This is a genomic window from Lacinutrix jangbogonensis (assembly GCF_000797445.1).
GTDB lineage: Bacteria > Bacteroidota > Bacteroidia > Flavobacteriales > Flavobacteriaceae > Lacinutrix > Lacinutrix jangbogonensis.
On sequence record NZ_JSWF01000031.1, the window covers coordinates 87,456 to 110,030 of the forward strand.

Here is a 22,575-nt window from a genome sequence, read left to right on the forward strand (position 1 = left end):
AAAAATCTCAACGTATTTTTGTAGCCTTAAAATTTACAATAAATGAACACATTTTCAATAGCCATACATGGTGGAGCAGGGACTTTAGTAAAAGGTATGATGACTCCAGAATTAGAAACAAGATATAAAGCCGCTTTACAATTAGCTTTAGACTCAGGGTATCACATTTTAGAATCTGGAGGAACTGCCACAGAAGCTGTTGAAAAAGCAGTGGTTGTTTTAGAAGATTCACCATTGTTTAACGCTGGAAAAGGCAGCGTTTTTACTGCGACCGAAAGTCATGAAATGGATGCAAGTATAATGGACGGTAAAACATTAAATGCAGGAGCTGTAAGTTTAATTACTGGCATTAAAAACCCGGTAAGCCTAGCACGTGATGTGATGGAAAAAAGCGAACATGTTTTTCTTGCTGGTGACGGTGCAATGCAGTTTGCTAAAGAACTAGATTATAATTTGGAAGGTTCATCGTATTTTTACGATGAACTAAGACATAATCAGTGGTTAGAAATTAAAGACACCGATAGTTTTCAGTTAGATCATGCTAAAAAGAAGGATTCTAAATTTGGAACTGTAGGCGCTGTTGCTTGCGATAAAGAAGGAAACATTGCTGCTGCAACGTCTACTGGTGGTATGACCAATAAAAAATGGGGCCGCGTAGGTGATAGTCCAATGATTGGAGCCGGAAATTATGCTAATAATAAAACTTGTGCTATCTCATGTACAGGAAGTGGTGAGTTTTTTATTCGTGGTGTTGTTGCTTACGATGTGGCATGCCTAATAGAACATAAAGGACTAAGTTTAGAAGCTGCCGCAAGCGAAGTAATACACAAACGTATTCTCGAAATAAAAGGGGATGGTGGTCTAATTGCTATCGATACGAAAGGAAATATTGCGATGCCTTTTAATACAGAAGGAATGTATCGTGCTAGTAAATCTTCTACTGGAACTGAAGAGGTTTCCATTTATAAGTAAGAATTTCTCGATACCATTTTCTCGTACTTCACAAACCACTCGAAGTGACAAGCGGAGTCTTTAATCATAACTAGTTGTCAGTTCGAGTGATTTCGATTTTTCATCGAAATTGTATCGAGAACCAATCAATCCTTAAACTTCTTTTTCGAAAGATTAGGCAAGTTCTCGAACGCATTATTTATTAATGCTTCTTTCTTTGCTCTTGACCATTTTTTAATCTGTTTTTCTGATTCAATAGCCTGATTTGGATTTGTGAATTCAGCATGAAAAACTAACTTGATTGGTCTTCTATTATGCGTGTAGCTATCTGGATATTTACCTGTTTGATGTTCTATAACTCTTGCTTGAAGTTTTGAGGTGAAACCTGTGTAATAACTTTTATCTGAACACTCTAATATGTAAACGTAGTATGTTTTCATATTTAAAGGTAGTTAAAAATGATGTGCTTCTCGATACAATTTTCTCGTGCCTCACAAACCACTCGAAGTGACAAGCTGAGTTGTTAATTGAACCTTGTTGTCACTTCGAGTGGTTTCGATTTTTCATCGAAATTGTATCGAGAACTTATTTATGCTTCTCGATACAATTTTCTCGTGCCTCACAAACCACTCGAAGTGACAAGCTGAGTCTTTAACGATAACTAGTTGTCAGTTCGAGTGAAATTGCTTTTTCAGCAATTTAGTATCGAGAACTTATTTATGCTTCTCGATACAATTTTCTCGTACCTCAAAAACCACTCGAAGTGACAAGCTAAGTTTTTAATGATAACTTATTGTCAGTTCGCCTGCAATTGCTTTTTCAGCAATTTAGTATCGAGAACTTATTTATGCTTCTCGATACCATTTTCTCGTGCCTCAAAAACCACTCGAAGTGACAAGCTAAGTGGTTTATGATATCTTATTGTCATTTCGAGTGGTTTCGATTTTTCATCGAAATTGTATCGAGAACTTATGTGATGCTTCTCCATACCATTTGCTCATGCTTCACAAACCACTCGAAGTGACAAGCTAAGTGGTTTATGATATCTTATTGTCATTTCGAGTGGTTTCGATTTTTCATCGAAATTGTATCGAGAACTTATGTGATGCTTCTCCATACCATTTGCTCATGCTTCACAAACCACTCGAAGTGACAAGCTGAGTTGTTAATTGAACCTTGTTGTCACTTCGAGTGGTTTCGATTTTTCATCGAAATTGTATCGAGAACCAATCAATCCTTAAACTTCTTTTTCGAAAGATTAGGCAAGTTCTCGAACGCATTATTTATTAATGCTTCTTTCTTTGCTCTTGACCATTTTTTAATCTGTTTTTCTGATTCAATAGCCTGATTTAGATTTGTGAACTCAGCATGAAAAACTAACTTGATTGGTCTTCTATTATGCGTGTAGCTATCTGGATATTTACCTGTTTGATGTTCTATAACTCTTGCTTGAAGTTTTGAGGTGAAACCTGTGTAATAACTTTTATCTGAACACTCTAATATGTAAACGTAGTATGTTTTCATATTTAAAGGTAGTTAAAAATGATGTGCTTCTCGATATAATTTTCTCGTACCTCAAAAACCACTCGAAGTGACAAGCTGAGTTGTTAATTGAACCTTGTTGTCACTTCGAGTGGTTTCGATTTTTCATCGAAATTGTATCGAGAACCGTTTAAAAAGCATCAATGTATTGTAGTTTTCCGCGTTAGCGATTGCAGCGACATCCTTTTGCTTTTTTGCAAAAGATATAGCGGAAAGCGCGACCTTTAGGTAACGCCCAAAAAAAGGGAGTAAGAAATTTAAATTATGAGATTCCTTTTTTCAAAGAAATGTGTTAAATAAAAGACGCTTCAATAGGTAAAACTTTAACCTTTTTCTTATCGATATGGAAAAGATCACCATTTGATAAAATATGCGTGCGCATGTTGGTTAAAGACATTGGTGTGCCTTCTGACAGTTCTTTATGTTTATTATGTTTTATGCGTCTGCCATCGAAAATAATAACCATTCCAGAGCCAATAACGCGGCATTTACTATTTTTAATAATCATACCAGTGTCTTCTGCTAAACCAATACCAATAAGTTTTGGGAATTGTGCTACAGCTTCAGAAATACGTCCAAAACGGCCACGTCTAATAAAGTGTGTATCGATAATTAGTCCAGGCACCAAACTCAGGCCTTTATACATAGTTACAGCACCTTTTATAAAAGACTCTGTTGCACTTCCACCAGCAATCATTTCGTTAGACATCATCATTGCTCCCGCACTTGTACCAGCGACAACAAAACCTTTTTCGGTTTTATAACGGTGTTTTATAATGTCGTGAATTTGTGTACCACCAATTTTATTAGTGATTTTAGATTGGTCACCACCAGAAAACATTAAACAATTGGCATTTTTGATTATTGCAATTGATTCTGGTTTTTCAGAATCTTCCTTACTTCTTATGTCTAAAACAGTAACATTTGTACACCCTAAAGTAGAAAAAGCTTCTAAATAATTTTCACCTACTTCTACAGGAATACTTGATGCTGTTGGGATAACAACAATATTTGCAGCTGTTCCTCCGGCTTCTCTTACTACATGAAATAGAATACCATCGTCTATAAACTCTAGAGTGTATTGCTCGTTTTCTTCTATTCCTTTATCTTCATTTCCACCAATAGGAATTAGTGTTCCTTTATTCTTCAACATAAGTCTGGGATTGCAATATTTTGTATGCCACAAAAATAAACTAAATTTTTAAGAGAAAAATTTATATATTTATAATCTTTCAACGAGTGCTTTTTTCATTTTTGTTTTAAATCGAAAATGAGATACAATGTATTTAGATGAATTTCTTTTGAAAAATTTAGCCCTGTTAGGTTTAAGAAAGAAATTAGGGGTGAATTTTTCCCTAGTATAGGAAACAAAAAAAGTAAAGACGATATCACGAACTAACGAAACCAATTATTATGAAAATACGCGAAATAAATGCCATGAGAGGACCAAACTACTGGTCTATAAGAAGACATAAACTTATTGTTATGGTTTTGGACCTAGAAGATATGGAAGAAAAACCATCTAATAAGGTTGACGGTTTTCCTGAACGTTTAAAAGCGATGTTTCCAACGATGTATTCTCATCGCTGTTCTGAAGGTTGCGAAGGCGGATTTTTTATGCGTGTAGATGATGGCACTTGGATGGGACACGTAATAGAACATATTGCATTAGAAATCCAAACGCTTGCTGGAATGGATACAGGCTTTGGTAGAACACGTGGTTATGGAGAAGAAGGTGTTTACAATGTTGTATTCTCTTATATGGAAGAAAATGTTGGGCGATTTGCTGCAAAATCTGCGGTTAGGATTTGTGAAGCTCTAATAAGTGGAGAAGATTATGATTTGTCTGAAGATATTCAAGAAATGCGTGAATTAAGAGAAAGCTCGCGTTTAGGACCAAGTACAGGATCTATAGTTGCCGAAGCTGAAGCGCGCGGTATTCCTTGGATTCGTTTAAATAAATATTCGTTATGCCAATTAGGTTATGGTGCAAACCAAAAACGTATTCAAGCAACAGTTACTAGTGAAACTAGTAGTATTGGTGTGGAAATAGCATGCGATAAAGAAGATACAAAATACCTTTTAGAGCAAGCTGAGGTTGAAGTCCCTAAAGGAGATATTATAAGACGCGAACGTAGTTTAAAAGAAGCTTGTCGCTATGTTGGTTATCCTTTGGTAATTAAACCTGTAGATGGAAATCACGGAAGAGGAATTACCGTAGACATACAAAACTACGATGATGCTCTAGTCGCTTTTAATCATGCAAAAGGCAGCTCTAGAAGTGGAGCGATTATAGTAGAAAAGTTTGTTATTGGTGAAGATTATAGATTATTAGTTATTAATAATGTATTAGTTGCCGGAGCTATTAGAACGCCTGCTCATGTTTTGGGTGATGGTAAATCGACTATTCAAGAATTAATAGATAAAGTAAATAGCGATCCGCGTCGTGGTTATGGACATGAAAATGTACTCACAAAAATTACTGCAAACGAGTTAACGCAAACTATAATTAAAGCTGCTGGCTATACTTTAGAATCGGTTATTTCTAAAGGCGAAAGACTTATTTTAAAAGATACAGCGAACTTAAGTACTGGAGGCACTGCAGCAGATATTACAGATATTATTCACCCTGCAAATATTGCTATGGCAGAGCGTATCTCGAAAATTATTGATTTAGATATTTGCGGTATTGATATCATGACCACGGATATTTCTAAACCGCTTTCAGAAACTGGAGGTGCTGTTCTAGAAGTCAATGCTGGGCCAGGATTTAGAATGCATTTAGCACCAACTTCTGGATTGCCAAGAAATGTTGCTGCTCCTGTAATCGATAAATTATTTCCAACAAAAGGAGAAACAGGACGTATTCCTATTATTGCAACTTCAGGAACTAATGGTAAAACAACAACAACACGATTAATAGCGCACATTGCAAAAATGAAAGGCTATCGCGTAGGTTACACTACTAGTGATGGTGTTTATATACAGAATAGATTATTAATGACAGGAGATTGCACAGGACCCGCAAGTGCGGAGTTTGTACTAAAAGATCCTACAGTAAACTTTGCTGTTTTAGAATGTGCTAGAGGTGGATTATTACGTGCTGGATTAGGATTTAAAAAATGTGATGTTGCAGTTGTTACAAATGTAGCAGCAGATCATTTAGGTTTAAAAGGAATACATACTATAGAGCAATTAGCGAAGGTAAAAGCAGTAGTTCCAGAAACTGTTTTACCAGAGGGTTATGCTATTTTAAATGCAGATGATGATTTGGTTTATGATATGCGACGTAATCTAGAATGTAATGTAGCTTTATTTTCTATGGACGAGAATAACCCGCATATTAAAGCATTACAGCGTTTAAATGGTATCACAGCAGTTTACGAAAACGGCTGGGTAACTATTTGTAGAGGCGAGTGGAAAATGCGCTTAATGAAAGCTGAAAATATTCCGTTGACTTATGGCGGAAAAGCTAAATTTATGATTCAAAATGTGTTAGCTGCTGTTCTTGCAGTACATGTACAAGGCATAAGTATTGAGGATATGAAAGCGGGTTTAGAAACTTTCATTCCTTCTGCGGCACTAACGCCAGGACGTTTAAATCTATTCGAATTTAAAGATTTCACTATTCTGTTAGATTATGCACATAACCCTGCAGGAATGAGAGCACTTCAAGGTTTTGTTGAAGAGTTAGATGCGACTGTAAAAGTAGGAATTATAGCTGGAATTGGAGATAGAAGAGTAGAAGATAATAACGAAATGGGAGGTATTGCAGCCGAAATGTTCGATGAAATTATTATTCGTCAAGACAAACGCTTACGTGGAAAAACAGAAGAGGAACTTATTAAAATGCTAAATGATGGTATTAAAAAGAAAGACCCAAATAAGAAAACAACTATTATTCCATCGGAAAAAGAAGCGATAACTTATGCTATTAAAAACGCAGTTAAAGGCTCACTAATTATTTTATGTAGCGATGTTATTCCAGATGCTTTAGAGTTGGTTCAGAAATTTAAAGCACAAGAATCTCGAGGTGAATTGAATTTTACTGATTAGAAATTTTAATAAATAAATAGAATAGATATGAAAGCCGAAACGAAAGTTTCGGCTTTTTGTTTTTTTAGTAAATAGTGACATTGTGTGAAGCTCAATTAGCGCTAATTTGGATGCGGTTTTAAAACTTTAAATTTGATGTGTTCCTTCTTATAGTTGAAGGAAGGTGAATATCGCTTTAGCTAAATTCGGATGGTTTGCAAAAAGTGTGAAGCGGCTTTTATATTTACGCCACTTTTCTTATATTTTTTTTATAAAAAAACAGAATGCATACTCGGCTTAAAGTAAGAGAAGTGTGGCATAAAATTATATGCTTGCGTTTTTTTTGAGTTTTTACTTAGTCTAAAAAATAAACAATAGTTTTTTTAAAGAATTTAGAATCAGCATGTACTAGGCCTTAACCATAAACTCAGACTGAATTTGTTCATTCACTCCATTTTGATACTTAGTCATGCTAAACCATTGATGAATACCAAAACAACCTGTTTCACCTTGTTTGTTAACGGCGACATAACCAACTTGGAAGTTTTTATAGTTGCTATTTGGTTTGTTTACAATACGACCAATAGCTTCTTCACAAGCCTCCTGTGGCGATTTCCCTTGTCTCATAAGTTCTACAACCAAAAAGCTGCCAACTGTTTTAACAACCTCTTCTCCAAGTCCTGTAGCTACACAACCTCCAACTTCATTGTCTATAAATAATCCAGCGCCAATAATTGGAGAATCACCAACACGTCCACCCATTTTGTAAGCAAGTCCGCTTGTGGTACAAGCACCAGAAATGTCACCATTTTTATCGATGGCTATCATGCCAATGGTATCATGATTTTCTATATTAATAATAGGCTTGTATTTTGCTTCAACTTTCCATTTTTCCCAGGCTTCTTTTGAGGCTTCGGTTAATAGATTTTCTTTTTTAAAACCAAGTTCATAAGCATATTTTTCCGCACCTTTTCCCGCTAACATGACGTGAGGCGTTTTCTCCATCACGTGTCTAGCAACAGAGATAGCGTGTGTAACATTTTGAAGATAGACTACGGAACCACAGTTTCCATTTTTATCCATAATGCAAGCATCTAAAGTCACGTTTCCGTCGCGATCTGGTAAGCCTCCTTTTCCTACAGATTGTCCTTTTTCGTTGGCTTCTTCAATTTTACAACCAGCTTCGACAGCATCTAATGCGTTACCGCCTTTTTCTAAAACCTTATAGGCTTCAGCTGTAGCATTCTCTACATGCCAAGTTGCAATCACTAATGGAAAGGATGCAACAGCTTTAGTTGTGATTATTGGTTTTTCTATTTTACTGTCTTCAGCACAACTAATTAAAGTGCTTCCTACAGCTAAACCAGCAGTAGAAAGTGTTGTATTTTTTAAGAATTTTCTTCTATTCATAGAAAAAGTATTTTTTTTTATTTCCGTGATTTGTGCTGAACTTGTTTCAGTAAGATGGAAATAATTTAATTTTTAATATTCTACACCTTGCCTATCTAATACAGATTTAGCTCTATACGCATAGAATAATAAATAAGCAAAGCATAAAACGGCCATCCAATAGGATGATTGAATACTGTAGACATCTGCTAATTTTCCTTGTAACGGCGGAATAATTGCACCACCAAGAATCATCATTATTAAAAAAGCGGAACCTTGAGAAGTATATTTTCCAAGACCAGCAATACTTAATGTGAAAATACATGGCCACATAATAGAACAAAATAATCCACCAGATAAAAATGCAAATAAAGCAACGTTTCCTGTAGTGAATAAACCGATTAACATAGCAATTACGCCAAGTAAAGCAAATATTTTTAGCGTTTTTACTGGGTTGTCTTTAGCCAAGAAGAAACCACCAATTTGAACAGCGACACAGATTGCGAAAAATAGGATTTCGTTTGTAGAAAATACTTTTCCGGCAATGCCATTAAATAATAGTATTACTCCAAAAGCAACGTAAGGCACAATAATCAATAGCGCTTTTTTTAACCCTTTACTCGGACTAAAAACGGTTATTGCTCCAACCCAACGACCAATCATTAAGCCGCCCCAATACAGTGATATAAATGGTGCGATTCCAGCATCGTTAAGCACTGGTAATCCTAACGGATTCGTATTAGCAACTTTATCCGTAACTTGTTTTAATAGCTCACCTAAATTACTTCCGATTGTTACTTCTACACCAACGTAAGTGAAGATTGCTAACATGCCTAAAACCAATTGTGGGTATTTCATTGCGCCCCAACCTTCGGCTTTTTTTGAAGCGCTTGTGTTTGCGAAAAATATTGTAGCGACTACTGCCAGTAATGCTACAAATAATAAGATTAAACGTGATTTTTCTAAATTTTCCGTAGAAACCGCATCTCCAGAATAGGTGCTAAATATGTAACCAAAGCAACTAAGAATGACTACAGTTAATAAAATAAGTAAATTTCTTGCTTTATTTGCTGGTTCAAAAGCTGTTTCAGACTTTAATGCAGGTAATTTTTTAGAGAAATGAAATAATGCTGCAGCTAATAAAAACAATACACCAACACCTAAGTAAAGCATTTGTACTGTGGTCAATGTAATTTCATTATTCTTAATCATTCTTACCAACTCTTCTGGACTTACTGATGCCGTTCCAAAAATAACTAAAGCCACAACTATTGGTCCTATAGTTGTTCCTAAAGAGTTAATTCCTCCAGCTAAATTTAAACGATGAGAACCCGTTTTAGGATCGCCAAGTGCAATAGCAAATGGATTAGCAGTAGTTTGTTGTAAAGAAAAACCTAAACCAACAATAAATAAGGCAATTAAAACATAATAGAAAACACTTGTTTCTCCTTGTACAGCTCCCGCTGTAGCCGGATACATAATAAATGCGCCAATTGCAGAGAGTAGCAAACCATAAATAATTCCTTTTTTGTAGCCCCAAGAATTAATAATGTCTTTTTTAATCGAGCTAGACACAATGAAAAGTAAGAGTGCTCCAATAAAATAAGCACCATAAAATGCAAACTCTACCAGTTGCGATTGAAATTGATCAATTTCAAAATATGTTTTACAAAAAGGAATAAATACACTGTTGGATGCAGCAATAAATCCCCAAAAAAAGAAGACAGTAACTAAGGTCGTTAAAGCAGATTTGTTGTTTTGGTCTTTCATTGGTTAGTTTTTAGTTGGTCTAAATGTAATTAAAATATGTTCTTAAATTCGTGTTTAAATTGTGTGTTGTTATTTTATAATTATTTCATCTACAAATAACCAACTTCTACCATCATCTTTATACCCTAAGTGCCATTCTGGAAGTTGACCTAGTTTTTTGGCTATTATTTTTATGAAACGAAATTTCGAGTTAAGTTTATTTACGACATGCGATTTAATTGCTGGGCTTTCTACAGCGACTACTGGGCCAAAATCATTTTTACTAATTGATTTAAAAGTCTTACCATCTTTAGAGCCAAATACGGCGATATCGGTTGGAAGAAAAATCCAACTTCTTTGGTCTTGAAGAAAATTAACACTTACAGTGTTTACCGTTTTTACGCTTCCTAAATCTATAGTGGCAATTAAATCTGTATCAAAATAACCTTGCCATGTTCCTGTTCTAAAATCTTGAGTACCCAAAATACCATCTATTAAGGCATCTTTCCCGCCTGCATTATATTGATTTGCATATTCAGAATCTAATGTCACAGAAAGATTAGGGTCTATTTTGAAGAAATTGGTTGTTATTGTTTTACTTTTTTTCTCATTAAATTCTGAATAGACTTTTAATGTTTCAGCTTCAGAAATCGTAAATGGTGTTGTATATTTTTTATAACCAGAATTGTTTTCTGAATAATAAATGATGGCATCCTTAGTATTGCTTTTTAATTCAACTTCAGTTTTACCATTAAAAGCGGTATCGCCTTTTGATATAAATGGAGGCGTAACAATAATATGATCTTCAATTTTTGTTTCAGGAACTTCGTTGTTTTTTGAAGCCCATTCCGTTGCAGCTCCTTTCATTTTAAAATGAAGTGTTCCACCATTCATTATATCTTCATGTGAGATATAAGATTGATTATGTGGTTTTCCATTTAAAGTTGCAGATGCTATATAAATGTTCGAATCGCTTAAGTTTTCAGCAGAAACAGTAAACGTTTTTCCGTTTTCTAAGTTAAAAGTCGCTTTTTCGAATAAAGGTGTGCCAATAATATATTGATTGCTTCCTGGTGTAACCGGATAAAAACCTATGGAACTAAAAATGTACCATGCACTCATTTGTCCGCAATCTTCATTTCCAGAAATACCATCTGGAGTATTAGTATATAATTCGGTTAAAATTTGATGTACTTTCTCTTGCGTCTTGTTTGGTTTATTTACAAAATTATACAAATAAGCCATGTGATGACTGGGCTCATTACCATGTGCATATTGCCCAATTAAACCTGTGATATCTACTTGATGTCGACCAGAAGTTTGGTCTTCGGCAATAAATAATTTATCTAAATTGGCTTCTAGTTTATCTTTTCCACCTAATAAATCGATAAAGCCGGAAATATCTTGTGGTACATAAAAACTGTATTGCCAAGAATTGGCTTCAGTATAATTAAAATTCACTTCGTAAGGATCGAAAGGTGCAAACCAAGTATTACGAAAACGACCTCGCATAAATTGCGTTTCTGGGTCGAAAACATTCTTGTAATTTTGTGCTCTTTCTGTATAGTCCTTATAAATATCTTTTTTATTCATGACTTTTGCCATTTGCGCAAGCGTCCAATCATCATAAGCATATTCCAAAGTTTTAGAAACCGATTCGCTCTCTTCTTCTACAGGAATGAACCCGAATTTTTTATAGCTTTTTAATCCTAATTTATCTCGCGTTGCACTATGCATCATCGCTTCTAATGCTTTGTTTTCATCGTAACCACGAATACCTTTTAAATAGGCGTCTGAAATCACTGGTACAGCATGATAGCCAATCATACAGCCTGTGTAATTGGCACTTAAATCCCAGATAGGCATAATTCCACCTTCGTCGTATTTAGCTAAAAAGGTGTTTATAAAATCGTTAGTTTTATCTTGCTCAATAATCGTGTAAAGTGGATGAGCAGCACGATAGGTATCCCAAAGAGAGAACACGGTATAATAATCGAAATCTTTAGATGTGTGGATTTCTAAATCCATACCGCGATATCTACCATCCACATCTTGATATAAATTTGGCGCTAAGGCTACATGATACATAGAAGAATAGAAATTGGTTTTATTATTGACGTTATCACTTTCAATAACTATTTTTTCTAATTGTGTCTCCCAAAAATCTTGAGCTGTTTTTTTTACTTGATCAAAAGTTTGATTTCCAATTTCGCCTTCCAGATTTTTTCTAGCACCTTCAACATCAACTGCACTAATTCCTACTTTAATGTAAACAGGTTCGTTATTTGGGTTTCTAAATTTCAAGGCTATTTTTTGAGCACCAGGCATTCCAGATTTTGGTGGCGATTGCAAAACATCGTTAAATGGATGCGATGTTTTTATAACAAAATATAAACGTTGATCTTTTGCCCAAGCGTCAGAAAAGCGGTAGCCCACAATTTCGGTTTCAGATATTTTTTCAATGTTAGCATCTAATACTTTATCGCGATGCATTAAATCTACAATGGCATATTGGTTTTCAGATGAAGGAAATTCATATTTATGAATACCGCTACGCTTAGAAACGGTTAATTCTACATCAATTTCTGTGTCTTCTAAATGCACTTTGTAAAAACCAGGTTCTGCGACCTCATTATCATGCGAGAATTTAGATTTATATCCTTTTTCGCCATCAGCACCATTATTAAAGGTTTGCGCATTTGTTGGCATTATTAAAAGGTCTCCATAATCGCTAACACCCGTTCCACTTAAATGTGTGTGCGAAAAGCCGTAGATGTATTCGTCGGAATAATGGTAACCAGAACAACCATCCCAGCCATCTAAACGTGTGTCTGGACTTAATTGCATCATTCCAAATGGCATAGTCGCTCCTGGGTAAGTATGACCATGTCCGCCAGTACCAATAAACGGATTGACATATGATATTAATGACTGGTCTTTTTCTGCCGGAACATTTTTTACTTCGTGCTTGCAACTTGTAAATAATAGGAATAAACTAAAAAGGATAGTGATTGTATGTCTCATTAAAAAATAGATTACTAAATTTAAAAAATCTAATATACTAAAATGAAATTCGCAAAACGCTTAAGTCTTTTTCTTTTACTATGTATAACGTTTAGTTGTACGAATAATCGCGTAGAAGCAGTGGTTCCACAAATTATTCCTATGCCTTTAAGTGAAACTATTCTTGAAGGTGAATTTATATTTTCTTCCGAAACGCAGATAGTAAGTAATGAGTCCTTTAAAATATCTACTCGTTTTTTAACTGAATACCTGTCTGATTTCAATTTGAAAGCTTCTGAAGCTGAGGTCAACATAAATACTATTCAGTTTATAAAAGATGAAACGATACTTAATACTGAAGGGTATACGCTCGATATTTCAACTGAAACAATAAAAATTTCAGCAAAAACAGATCAAGGTGCTTTTTATGCAGTGCAATCGCTAAGACAATTGTTGCCAGAATCTTTAGAAATTGGAAACGCCACCGAAAAGCAATTCGCAATACAATGTTTAAAAATAGAAGACGAACCACAATTTAAATATCGAGGCATGCATTTAGATGTTGGAAGACATCTCTTTTCTACCGATTTTATAAAGAAGTATATTGATGCTCTTGCTATGTTAAAAATGAATACGTTTCATTGGCATTTAACCGAAGATCAAGGCTGGAGAATAGAAATTAAAAAATATCCAAGACTTACAGAAGTTGCAGCTTTTAGAGACGAAACATTAATAGGGCATTATAATACGCAACCACAACTCTTTGATGGAAAACGATATGGCGGTTTCTATACGCAAGAACAAATTAAGGAGATAGTGAAGTACGCTAATAATCGCAATGTAACGATTATTCCAGAAATAGAAATGCCAGGACATTCTCAAGCCGCAATTGCAGCCTATCCAGAATTAGGTTGCACAGGAGAACAAGTAAAAGTAGCTCAAAAAGGAGGTGTTTTTGAAGCTATCTATTGTTCAAAAGACGAAACGTTTAATTTTATTGAAGATGTTTTAGATGAGGTTATGGAGTTGTTTCCAAGTGAGTATATTCATATTGGAGGAGATGAAGCTCCAAAAACAAGGTGGAAGAGTTGCGGAAAATGTCAAAAAAGAATTAAAGACGAAGGACTAAAAGACGAACACGAACTCCAAAGTTATTTTATTTCTCGAGTAGAAAAGTATCTTAATAGTAAGGGTAGACAAATTATTGGTTGGGACGAAATTCTAGAAGGCGGTTTAGCACCAAATGCTACAGTAATGTCTTGGCGTGGTTTTAATGGAGCAATAGAAGCAGCAAAACAACATCACAATGTTATTTTAACTCCTGGTTCTCATTGTTATTTTGACCATTACCAATCTGAAAATGAAGAAGAACCTCTTGCTATTGGTGGATTCTTGCCATTAGAAAAAGTGTATAGTCTCAATCCAATTCCAGAAGAATTAACTCAAGAAGAAGCTAAATATGTGCTTGGAGCTCAAGGCAATGTATGGACAGAATACATGCCTACATCACAGAAAGTAGAGTACATGGTGTTTCCACGAATTCTGGCATTAAGCGAAGTTGTTTGGTCTAATCCTGAAAATAAGAACTACAATAATTTTGTGTCTAGAGTTGAGAATTTTCATAAACGATTGGATGTTTTAGATATTAATTATGCCAACCATTTGTATGAAATTGAAGGCGAAGTCGTTTCAAAAGAAACCAACATATTTTATAAAATGAAAACTGTTTCTAAAGGAAAAATCATTCGTTATACCTTGGATGGTTCAGAACCAACACTAAAATCTGATATTTATAATACTGCTATTCCAATTACCAATAAGGTCACTATTAAAGCAAGCGTGTTTCATAACAATGAGAAATTAGGAAAAACGTTTTCTCAAAAAATTAACTTGCACAAAGCGGTTGGGAAACAGATTACAATAAATAAAGCACTAAATTCATCTTATCCTGGAAGTGGAGCAAACGGATTAATTAATGGTATAAAAGGATCTAATTCTCGTTATGGAGATAAAGAATGGTTAGGGTTTTCTGGTGAAGATTTAGAGATTACTATAGATTTAGGAGAGAAAACCAATGTTAAATCTATTAAAACTAGATTTCATAATGGAAATGGACAGTGGATTTATGCGCCAAAGAAAGTTGAATTTTGGTTCGATGTAAATGATAGAATACCAAGTGCAGTATTATTAAATTCTGATGAAATGTTAGTTAATATAAGATTAGAGAAAGAAGTCAATACTAGATATATAACCCTTAAAATCCCAAATTTTGGTATCATTCCAGAAGGTAAACAAGGTGCAGGACATAAAGCTTGGACGTTTATTGATGAGATAATAGTAAAGTAAATTAAGATTATCTCTTAGAGTGATTTTTGAGATACAAAAAATTGTATCGATAAGCATTCAAGGTTAAAATAGTTCTCGATACAAAATAATTATCTTCGTTGCACTCGATAATTATTTTACTCGAACTGACAATAATAATAGTAAAATCATGAAACTAGAAATCTGTGCCAACTCATATCACTCTGCAAAAAATGCGCAAGAAGCTGGAGCGCAGCGTATAGAATTATGTAGCGAATTAGCCATTGGCGGCATTACACCAAATTACGGTTTGCTTAAACAAGTTACCGAAAACCTGTCTATTGAAACGTTTGTTTTAATTCGTCCTCGAAGTGGGAATTTTACCTATTCTAAAGCGGAGTTTGAAATCATGAAAACCAATATCGTTCTTTGTAAAAACTTAGGTTTTTCAGGTGTTGTTTCTGGTGTTCTAAATAAAGACAATACAATAGATATTGAAAGAACTAAAGCATTAATAGAACTCTCAAAGCCAATGCAATTTACGTTTCATCGTGCATTCGATTGGACTCCAAATCCGGAACAAGCTCTACAGCAACTCATTACTCTTGGAGCGGATAGGATATTAACATCAGGACAAAATAATTCTGCAGAAAAAGGCTTAGAAATTTTAAAAATTTTGAGGGACAAAGCTAAAAATGAAATCATTATTCTTCCTGGAGGAGGCGTTTCAGTAGAAAATGCAACACTATTTAAAAAAGAGGGTTTTACCGAAATTCATGCTTCATTAACAACACTTGAAAAAGTGAATGCTATACCAAACATTTCAATGCATAGTCAAAAACAGTATAGCGAAACACATATTGCAGTTTCTAGTTTCGAAAAAATAAATAAACTACTCAAAAACATAAAGTAAATGAAGATTAAATTTTGTCTTTTAGCCCTAGTTTTTTTTACCGCTTGTAAAAAGGAAATAAAATCTATTGGAGATACAAAAATTGAGGTGTTTAGTAGCACAAATATCTATTTTGATATGGCTTTTAAAGACGGTTCTAAAAAGCTAAACGATTCTATTTTGCGATTAGATACTGGCAGAATTATTGTAAAAAAAGTGAAACTACCAAACTATAATAAGCAAGCTAAAGTTACAGTAAATGCTACACTTACTTCTAATGGAGACCCTTGGGACAAAAGCGGTTCTTTGTTTATTATCCCTAAAACGGCAGACTTAACGCTATTGGATTTTGAATCTGGTGATTTCGATATTTTCAGCCTTAATGAAACCTATCGAGCAGTTAAGTCTATTGATAGTTTAAAGTACGAGCCTAACGTAGAACTTATTCGTTTTATGACACCTTTTGGCGTTGGGCATTTTACAGAAGATGAACACGTAAAAGATAGAAAACCGCCATACATTCCACATTGGGAAAATGAAGTAAAATGGTCTCAAGACATTACGCAATTATTACCACTACTAGAAGATGCCGTTTATATTGGTGTTTTTATAGATGTTTGGACTAAAGAAGGCTATACTATTTCTGTAGATCTAGATTTTGATGAAAGTGAAATCTTAAATCATGAAAAGAAACCTCAAACGGTTATTTCATTGGTTAATACTTCAAGATATACTAATGGTCAAAAAATGTATGACGATTTTTCGAAGCAACCTCTTGAAGTCGATTTTAATGCAAATAAAACCTACAAAAACGCAAAACTTCATTTTATTACTACAGGTCATGGCGGTCATGCAGAAGGTGATGAATTTGTAAAGAAAGAACATCAGCTTTATCTTGATGGCGAAAACATTAAAACATGGATTCCTTGGCGAGATGATTGCGCAAGTTTTAGACGTTTTAATCCAACTTCTGGCACATGGAAAGCTAGTGAATTTATGGAAAATGATAAATCTGAAGATATGATAGCATCTTCAGATTTATCACGATCAAATTGGTGTCCTGGCAGTCAAGTGTTGCCTGAAATTATCAATTTAGGCGATTTGCAAAAAGGAAAGCACAGCCTTAAAATTGCCATTCCGGAAGCGCAAGTTGGTACAGAAAATGAAAATAATTACTGGATGGTTTCTGCTTATATTGTTTATGATAATGAATAGAATTGTACTCTTATTAATACTATGTATTTGTTTCTCTTGCAAAAAGGAAAGTACTCCAATATCTGTTGAAATTTCAGAAAACTGGACGTTTAAAAATGTAAAAGATGCGCATTGGCTTCCTGCTGAAGTTCCAGGTGAAGTCCATATGGATTTATTTAAAAACAATAAAATTGAAGATCCCTTTGTTGCTAATAATGAAGACGATTTACAATGGATATCTAACGAAGATTGGGAATACAAAACCTATTTTAAAGTAGAAGGAAAGACGCTTGAACGAAAAAATTTAGAACTCAATTTTAATGGTTTAGACACTTATTCCTCTGTTTATTTAAACGACAGCTTGATTTTAAAAAGTGATAACGCTTTCCGAAGTTACAAAGTGGACGTGAAATCAATTTTAAAGGCCAAAAATGAATTAAGAATCATTTTTGAGCACACTAATATTTCTGAAGACAAAGCGAAAGCAAAATTGACTTATCAATTGCCAGAAGGGAATCGTGTTTTTACTAGAAAGGCACAATTTACTTATGGTTGGGATTGGGCGCCAAAATTTGTGACTTCTGGAATATCGAAACCTATTGCCTTGGTAGCTTGGGATGATTATAAGATTAATAGTATTGTTGTTAATCAACAACAATTAAAAAGTGATATAGCATTTTTAGATATTTCAATTGATGCTAACACTAAAATCGATTTAGGTTTAACCTATGAGGCTTTCGTTAATGATTCATTGGTGAGAATATTCACAGAACATGAAAAACTGTTACCTTATGGTTATGTCCCATTTAAGATCAAAAACCCAAAACTATGGTGGCCACACAATTTAGGCGAACCTTATTTATACGATATTAAGGTAGTCGTTAAAAATGGTGATCAAATTCTAGATAGTATCAGCGTTAAAAAAGGTTTGAGAACAATAGAATTGGTTACGGAAAAAGACAGTATAGGTAAATCCTTCTATTTTAAAGTGAACGAAGTGCCAGTGTACGCCAAAGGCGCAAACTACATCCCGCAAAACAGTTTTCAAAACCAAGTTAAAAATAAAGATTACGAAAAACTATTAAGTGATGTAGTAGATGCTAATATGAACATGCTTCGCGTTTGGGGCGGAGGAATCTATGAAAACGATATTTTCTACGATTTATGCGACGAAAAAGGAATCCTTGTTTGGCAAGACTTTATGTTTGCTTGTGCTATGTATCCTGGAGACGATGCGTTTTTAGACAATGTAAAAATTGAAGCAGAACAACAAGTAAAACGTTTGCGAAGTCATGCTAGTATTGCATTATGGTGTGGTAATAATGAAAGTAGTGAAGGCTGGAAGCGTTGGGGCTGGCAAAGTGATAGAAGTGAAGATGAGAAAACAGAAATATGGAATAACTATTTAAAATTATTCGATACTATTTTACCTGAAATAGTTTATAAAAATACAGATACAGATTATTGGGAAAGTTCGCCAAGTTATGGTCGAGGAAATCCAAAATATAAGACAGAAGGCGATGCACACGATTGGTGGATTTGGCACGACGAATATCCTTTTGAGCATTTACAGGATAACGTGCCACGTTTTATGAGCGAATTTGGTTTTCAATCTTTCCCAAGTTATGAGGCTATAAAATATATAAATGGGAATGATAGTATTTCGATTTCATCAAAGGCGTATTCAACACATCAAAAACATGCGCGTGGATTTTCAATAATAAAAAATTATATGGTACGCGATTTTCCAGTGCCAGATAATGATGAAGATTATGTATACGTGAGTCAATTATTACAAGCACATGGCATTACCATGGGTATAGAAGCGCAACGTCGTGCACGCCCTTACAATATGGGAACCTTGTATTGGCAATTAAACGATTGTTGGCCAGTAACCTCTTGGTCGAGTATCGATTATTTTGGCAATTGGAAAGCCTTACATTATAAAGTGAAAGAGAGTTTTGAAAATGTTTTGGTGTCTAATACAATTAAAGGAAATATTATTGAAGTTTTTGTTGTTAATGATCTTTTAGAGACGGCTAAAGGAAACATAAAGGTTGAAATTAGAAATTTTAATGGAGACTCTATTTGGGCCATTAATAAAGATATTGAATCACCTAAACTGTCCAGTAAAAGAGAATATAGAATAAATTATAGAGGATTAGAATTTAATAAAAAAGAAGCCGTTGTAATTACAACATTTAATGGAAAAACAACATTAGATTATTTTGTAAGTCCTAAAGACTTAAAACTTGAGCAAGGAGAGATTGAAAGAAAAATAATAAAAACTGAAGATGGCTTTTCTATCGAATTATCTTCAAAAGTGCTTCAAAAAGACGTGTTTTTATATTCAAATGAAAAAGGTCATTTTAGCACTAATTTTTTCGATATGCTGCCAAATGAAACTAGAATAATTCAGTTTAAGACTGAAGCACTTCAACTTAACCATTTAAAAATAAAAACGTTTAACAAATTACTAAGATAACTCACTTTAACAATGAATATCTTTGCAGTAAAAAAAATTACTTTATGTTGCGTTGGATTGTTCGTGTTTTAATTCAAAAAGTTTAAACGAGTTCATAAAAAAAGACCAGTAAAATTTTTATTTACTGGTCTTTTGAGTTTTAATGAACTTAGTTATTCTTTAATAAGTTTGCCTATATGTGTTTTTCCATATTGATCTAGTCTCTTTATTAAATATATGCCTGTTTTAGAAATTAGGTTATTATTTATAATCGTTTCATTTTTAATTTCTAAACTTTTATAAATAAGATTACCATAAAAGTCGTAAATCCATAAATTATCACCTTTGTACTTTGTAAAATCTATTTTTTCATTATTATTTCTAAATTGATTACAAGGATCGTTAGGTGGTAATTTAAGAACTATAGAAATATCTTCTCCTTTATTTGGGTTTGGGCTTATTCTTAATTGTGGGCCACAATCGTCTTCATCTACTTCATTACCATGTAAATTTTTATAGAATAAAGTTCCTGTTCCGCAACTGTTTTGAGGCCTGCAAGTTAATACGCCAAAACCTTTACCAGCTCTAATAGTTACAATTCTATTACCTTGACCGCTTACAATTTCCCAATCGCAATAGCCACTATTATCTCCAGATAATGTCCACACATAATTATTTACTTTATGTACAAAAGGAGCAATGTATTGTCTGGTTTGGCATTCGTTTAAAGTACTTGGTCCAGTTAAAAACTCACTAGTGGAGTTTGGAGAACCATTTATTGGTTGTGGGTTTCCTGCAAGCTCTGCTAGAAGCCAATTAACACTTTCTTCTGTAAAAGAGGTGTGTTGCTCGTTAATTTTTGGAGCATAAAAACTATCGAAAGGAATATCGTCACTGCATAATAAATTAGAGTCTATATATTCTCCCCAATTAAATTCTGGATTAGTAAAACCTAGTGCGCTTACTGTTGGGATAAATGTATGTATTTTTTTATTGGTTCTAGATTCAAAATGATCTCCTGTTATGCCTAGTAATTGAAAGCCATAAGCTTGAGCTATTAAATTACCAAAACTTATACCATTATTAAAACTATATATATCTGGAGAGGCACCCATAACAGAGGCATGAATTTGATTTTCACTATTAAAATAACCACCAGGTAATACATCTAAACTTCCATAAATACTATTGTTTGTGTACGTTGCTGTTCGGGTAGGTTTACCTAGTCTCCACAATCTTGCAACTTGTTTTGTGCCTCCAGTAGTTGGCATATAATTAGTATTCATTTCTGCGACTTTAATGTCTACATTATTTAAAAAGCCATCTGCAAAACCATGTATTCTAAAATCTTCTTCTCCTGCAGTTCCTAAATGCTTACCAGTTATCGAGCCATTTACAATAGCTATTCTTCTTAAATTTTGTGGGTAACCGTTAGAACCTGGCAATCCATTTGTATTTAAATTATTATAATATTGTTGAAAAAATGGTGAGCCGCCATTTAAATAATCTGAAGACTGCCCAGTTTTGTGTTGACTAATAACTTGTTGTTTTGCAGCAGTAGATTTTAATTGGTCAAAGTAAAAATCTTGAGCAGCGGCACTACCACCAAAACCAGCCAATAAATCTATCATAGATTGTATGCCCATTGGGATATTAGCACCCAAATGTGGGCTATCTATACTTACCCATAATCGAGTATTATGGTCTATATTGTTTTTTTCCATATATGCTAAGGCATAACGGCTTATTTGTCCACCCATACTTGGGCCAACAATTACCAACTCTTCGCTACTATTATTTGCAAATAGTGTTGCGTTAAGGTGGCTATAAAGGGAAACATGCGCTAACGCATTACGCTCTATATAATCTGCGCCACCATCTATGGTTTTTATAACTCCATTTACATTTTTATAATGGGTAGGTTGGTTTACTAAAATAACATCGTAGCCAAGGTTTCTAAGTAATGGAATTATTGGTGTATCAAAAACTCCATCTTTATAAGTCATAAACTCCTCTAATGATGTGTGATCTCCATCTGGCAAAGGTGAGTCGTCATCTTGTATTTTTCTTCTATCTAATGGATCGAAACCATCTATAATTACAATAGGTTTTAACAAAATACGTTGTTCGCTCTCATTGTTTAAAGTATGATAATAAATACTGTATTCTAACTTTCCAGCAATTGGTGTAGTTTCGTTATAATTTGGAAAAGATAGTGTTGAGTTGTGTATGGTATCTAATATTGCTCCTTCATTCATTCTTTGCATACTAGTTTTAGGCAATTTTACATGTAGTTTTCCATAAGTAGTTTTAGTAGTACCATCTTTAAAGTTTACTTTAAACGTTAATGTTTTGTATCCAGATTCCAGATACGTAATTGGAAAACTAATTTTTGTTGTGGTATCTATTTTGGTATAATTATATACTTTTCCTGTATCAAAATTTATGGCTATAGATTTAATAGGGTTGTTAGAGTCTTCAAACCATAGGTTTGGATTTAAACTATAATTAATAGTTTCTCCAACAGCATATTGTTTTAAAGGTGCTAAAATTAAAACATCATTATTTTTAAAAATAGGTTTACCGTTAATTTTACTATACATCTGGTTTTCTACTTTTAGTGCATCTTCATTTTTATCTTTATTATTAATATTTAAGCTTTGAAATTGCACATTTATAATGCCTATTTCAACTTTATTTAAGCGATTGTGTATTTTATAATGTTTACGCACATTTTCTAAAGATTTAAATTTAGTGTGGTTAGAGGCATTAAATAATTCTTGAATTGCTTGCTCAAAATAGCCAATTGTAGCGGTGTTGTTGCTTTTGTTAAATTGTGTTAAGTTGGCAAGTTGTGTTACTCTATCGTATAAAAAGGAAGATGTTAAAGCTGTTTTATTAATATTTACCAGCATACTATCTATATTAGGTTCTGGTATTTTGTTAGTATTTTGAGCATAACTAAAAATGTTAAATACTAAAAAGGCGAGGATAGTTAATGTTTTTTTCATAATTTTAAAGTGTTAAAAGTGAAACAGTTGTTTAGTGATTG

The 22,575-nt window shown here is 33.8% G+C and carries 13 protein-coding genes; 6 read left to right on the forward strand and 7 right to left on the reverse strand.

The genetic code is table 11. The annotated features are described in order from the left end of the window. The first annotated feature begins 42 nt into the window (after positions 1–42). Positions 43–972: an isoaspartyl peptidase/L-asparaginase family protein gene (locus RH82_RS12190; protein ID WP_034061098.1), complete on the forward strand. Its 930-nt coding sequence runs from the start codon at positions 43–45 to the stop codon at positions 970–972. Between the two features lie 125 nt (positions 973–1,097). On the opposite strand, the gene RH82_RS12195 is transcribed toward RH82_RS12190, so the two are convergent. The 3 genes from RH82_RS12195 to RH82_RS12205 form a co-directional block, all read right to left on the reverse strand. Beyond that, positions 1,098–1,391: a GIY-YIG nuclease family protein gene (locus RH82_RS12195; protein WP_034061100.1), complete on the reverse strand. Its 294-nt coding sequence runs from the start codon at positions 1,389–1,391 to the stop codon at positions 1,098–1,100. 790 nt (positions 1,392–2,181) lie between these two features. After that, a complete protein-coding gene (locus RH82_RS12200; protein WP_034061102.1) occupies positions 2,182–2,475 on the reverse strand; it encodes a GIY-YIG nuclease family protein in 294 nt (97 codons plus the stop codon). Positions 2,476–2,785: 310 nt separating this feature from the next. Next, positions 2,786–3,646 carry a cyanophycinase gene (locus RH82_RS12205; protein ID WP_034061104.1) on the reverse strand — a complete coding sequence of 287 codons (861 nt, stop codon included), beginning with the start codon at positions 3,644–3,646 and terminating at the stop codon, positions 2,786–2,788. A gap of 260 nt (positions 3,647–3,906) precedes the next feature. On the opposite strand from RH82_RS12205, the gene cphA reads away from it, so the two are divergent. Beyond that, positions 3,907–6,549 (forward strand): cyanophycin synthetase, encoded by a 2,643-nt coding sequence (cphA, locus tag RH82_RS12210; RefSeq protein ID WP_034061106.1) that lies wholly within the window; start codon positions 3,907–3,909, stop codon positions 6,547–6,549. A gap of 387 nt (positions 6,550–6,936) precedes the next feature. Here cphA and RH82_RS12215 read toward each other — a convergent pair whose 3' ends face one another. The 3 genes from RH82_RS12215 to RH82_RS12225 form a co-directional block, all read right to left on the reverse strand. Next, complete coding sequence (locus RH82_RS12215) at positions 6,937–7,938, reverse strand: N(4)-(beta-N-acetylglucosaminyl)-L-asparaginase (RefSeq protein ID WP_034061108.1); 1,002 nt, start codon at positions 7,936–7,938, stop codon at positions 6,937–6,939. Between the two features lie 72 nt (positions 7,939–8,010). Next, positions 8,011–9,687 (reverse strand): MFS transporter, encoded by a 1,677-nt coding sequence (locus RH82_RS12220; protein WP_034061110.1) that lies wholly within the window; start codon positions 9,685–9,687, stop codon positions 8,011–8,013. 69 nt (positions 9,688–9,756) lie between these two features. Further along, on the reverse strand, positions 9,757–12,690 hold the full coding sequence (locus RH82_RS12225) for a GH92 family glycosyl hydrolase (RefSeq protein ID WP_034061112.1): 2,934 nt from the start codon (positions 12,688–12,690) through the stop codon (positions 9,757–9,759). Positions 12,691–12,732: 42 nt separating this feature from the next. On the opposite strand from RH82_RS12225, the gene RH82_RS12230 reads away from it, so the two are divergent. The 4 genes from RH82_RS12230 to RH82_RS12245 all read left to right on the forward strand — a co-directional run bounded on the left by RH82_RS12230 (position 12,733) and on the right by RH82_RS12245 (position 19,544). Further along, on the forward strand, positions 12,733–15,015 hold the full coding sequence (locus tag RH82_RS12230) for a glycoside hydrolase family 20 protein (protein WP_034061114.1): 2,283 nt from the start codon (positions 12,733–12,735) through the stop codon (positions 15,013–15,015). A 148-nt stretch (positions 15,016–15,163) separates the two neighbouring features. Next, positions 15,164–15,886, forward strand: a complete 723-nt coding sequence (locus tag RH82_RS12235; protein WP_034061116.1) for a copper homeostasis protein CutC — start codon at positions 15,164–15,166, stop codon at positions 15,884–15,886. Next, positions 15,887–17,080 carry a PNGase F N-terminal domain-containing protein gene (locus tag RH82_RS12240; protein ID WP_034061118.1) on the forward strand — a complete coding sequence of 398 codons (1,194 nt, stop codon included), beginning with the start codon at positions 15,887–15,889 and terminating at the stop codon, positions 17,078–17,080. Then, complete coding sequence (locus tag RH82_RS12245; RefSeq protein WP_241148060.1) at positions 17,028–19,544, forward strand: beta-mannosidase; 2,517 nt, start codon at positions 17,028–17,030, stop codon at positions 19,542–19,544. Before RH82_RS12240 ends, RH82_RS12245 begins: the two co-directional genes overlap by 53 nt. A 152-nt stretch (positions 19,545–19,696) precedes the next feature. On the opposite strand, the gene RH82_RS12250 is transcribed toward RH82_RS12245, so the two are convergent. Next, positions 19,697–22,534, reverse strand: a complete 2,838-nt coding sequence (locus tag RH82_RS12250) for a T9SS type A sorting domain-containing protein (RefSeq protein ID WP_034061120.1) — start codon at positions 22,532–22,534, stop codon at positions 19,697–19,699. Positions 22,535–22,575 lie beyond the last annotated feature (41 nt).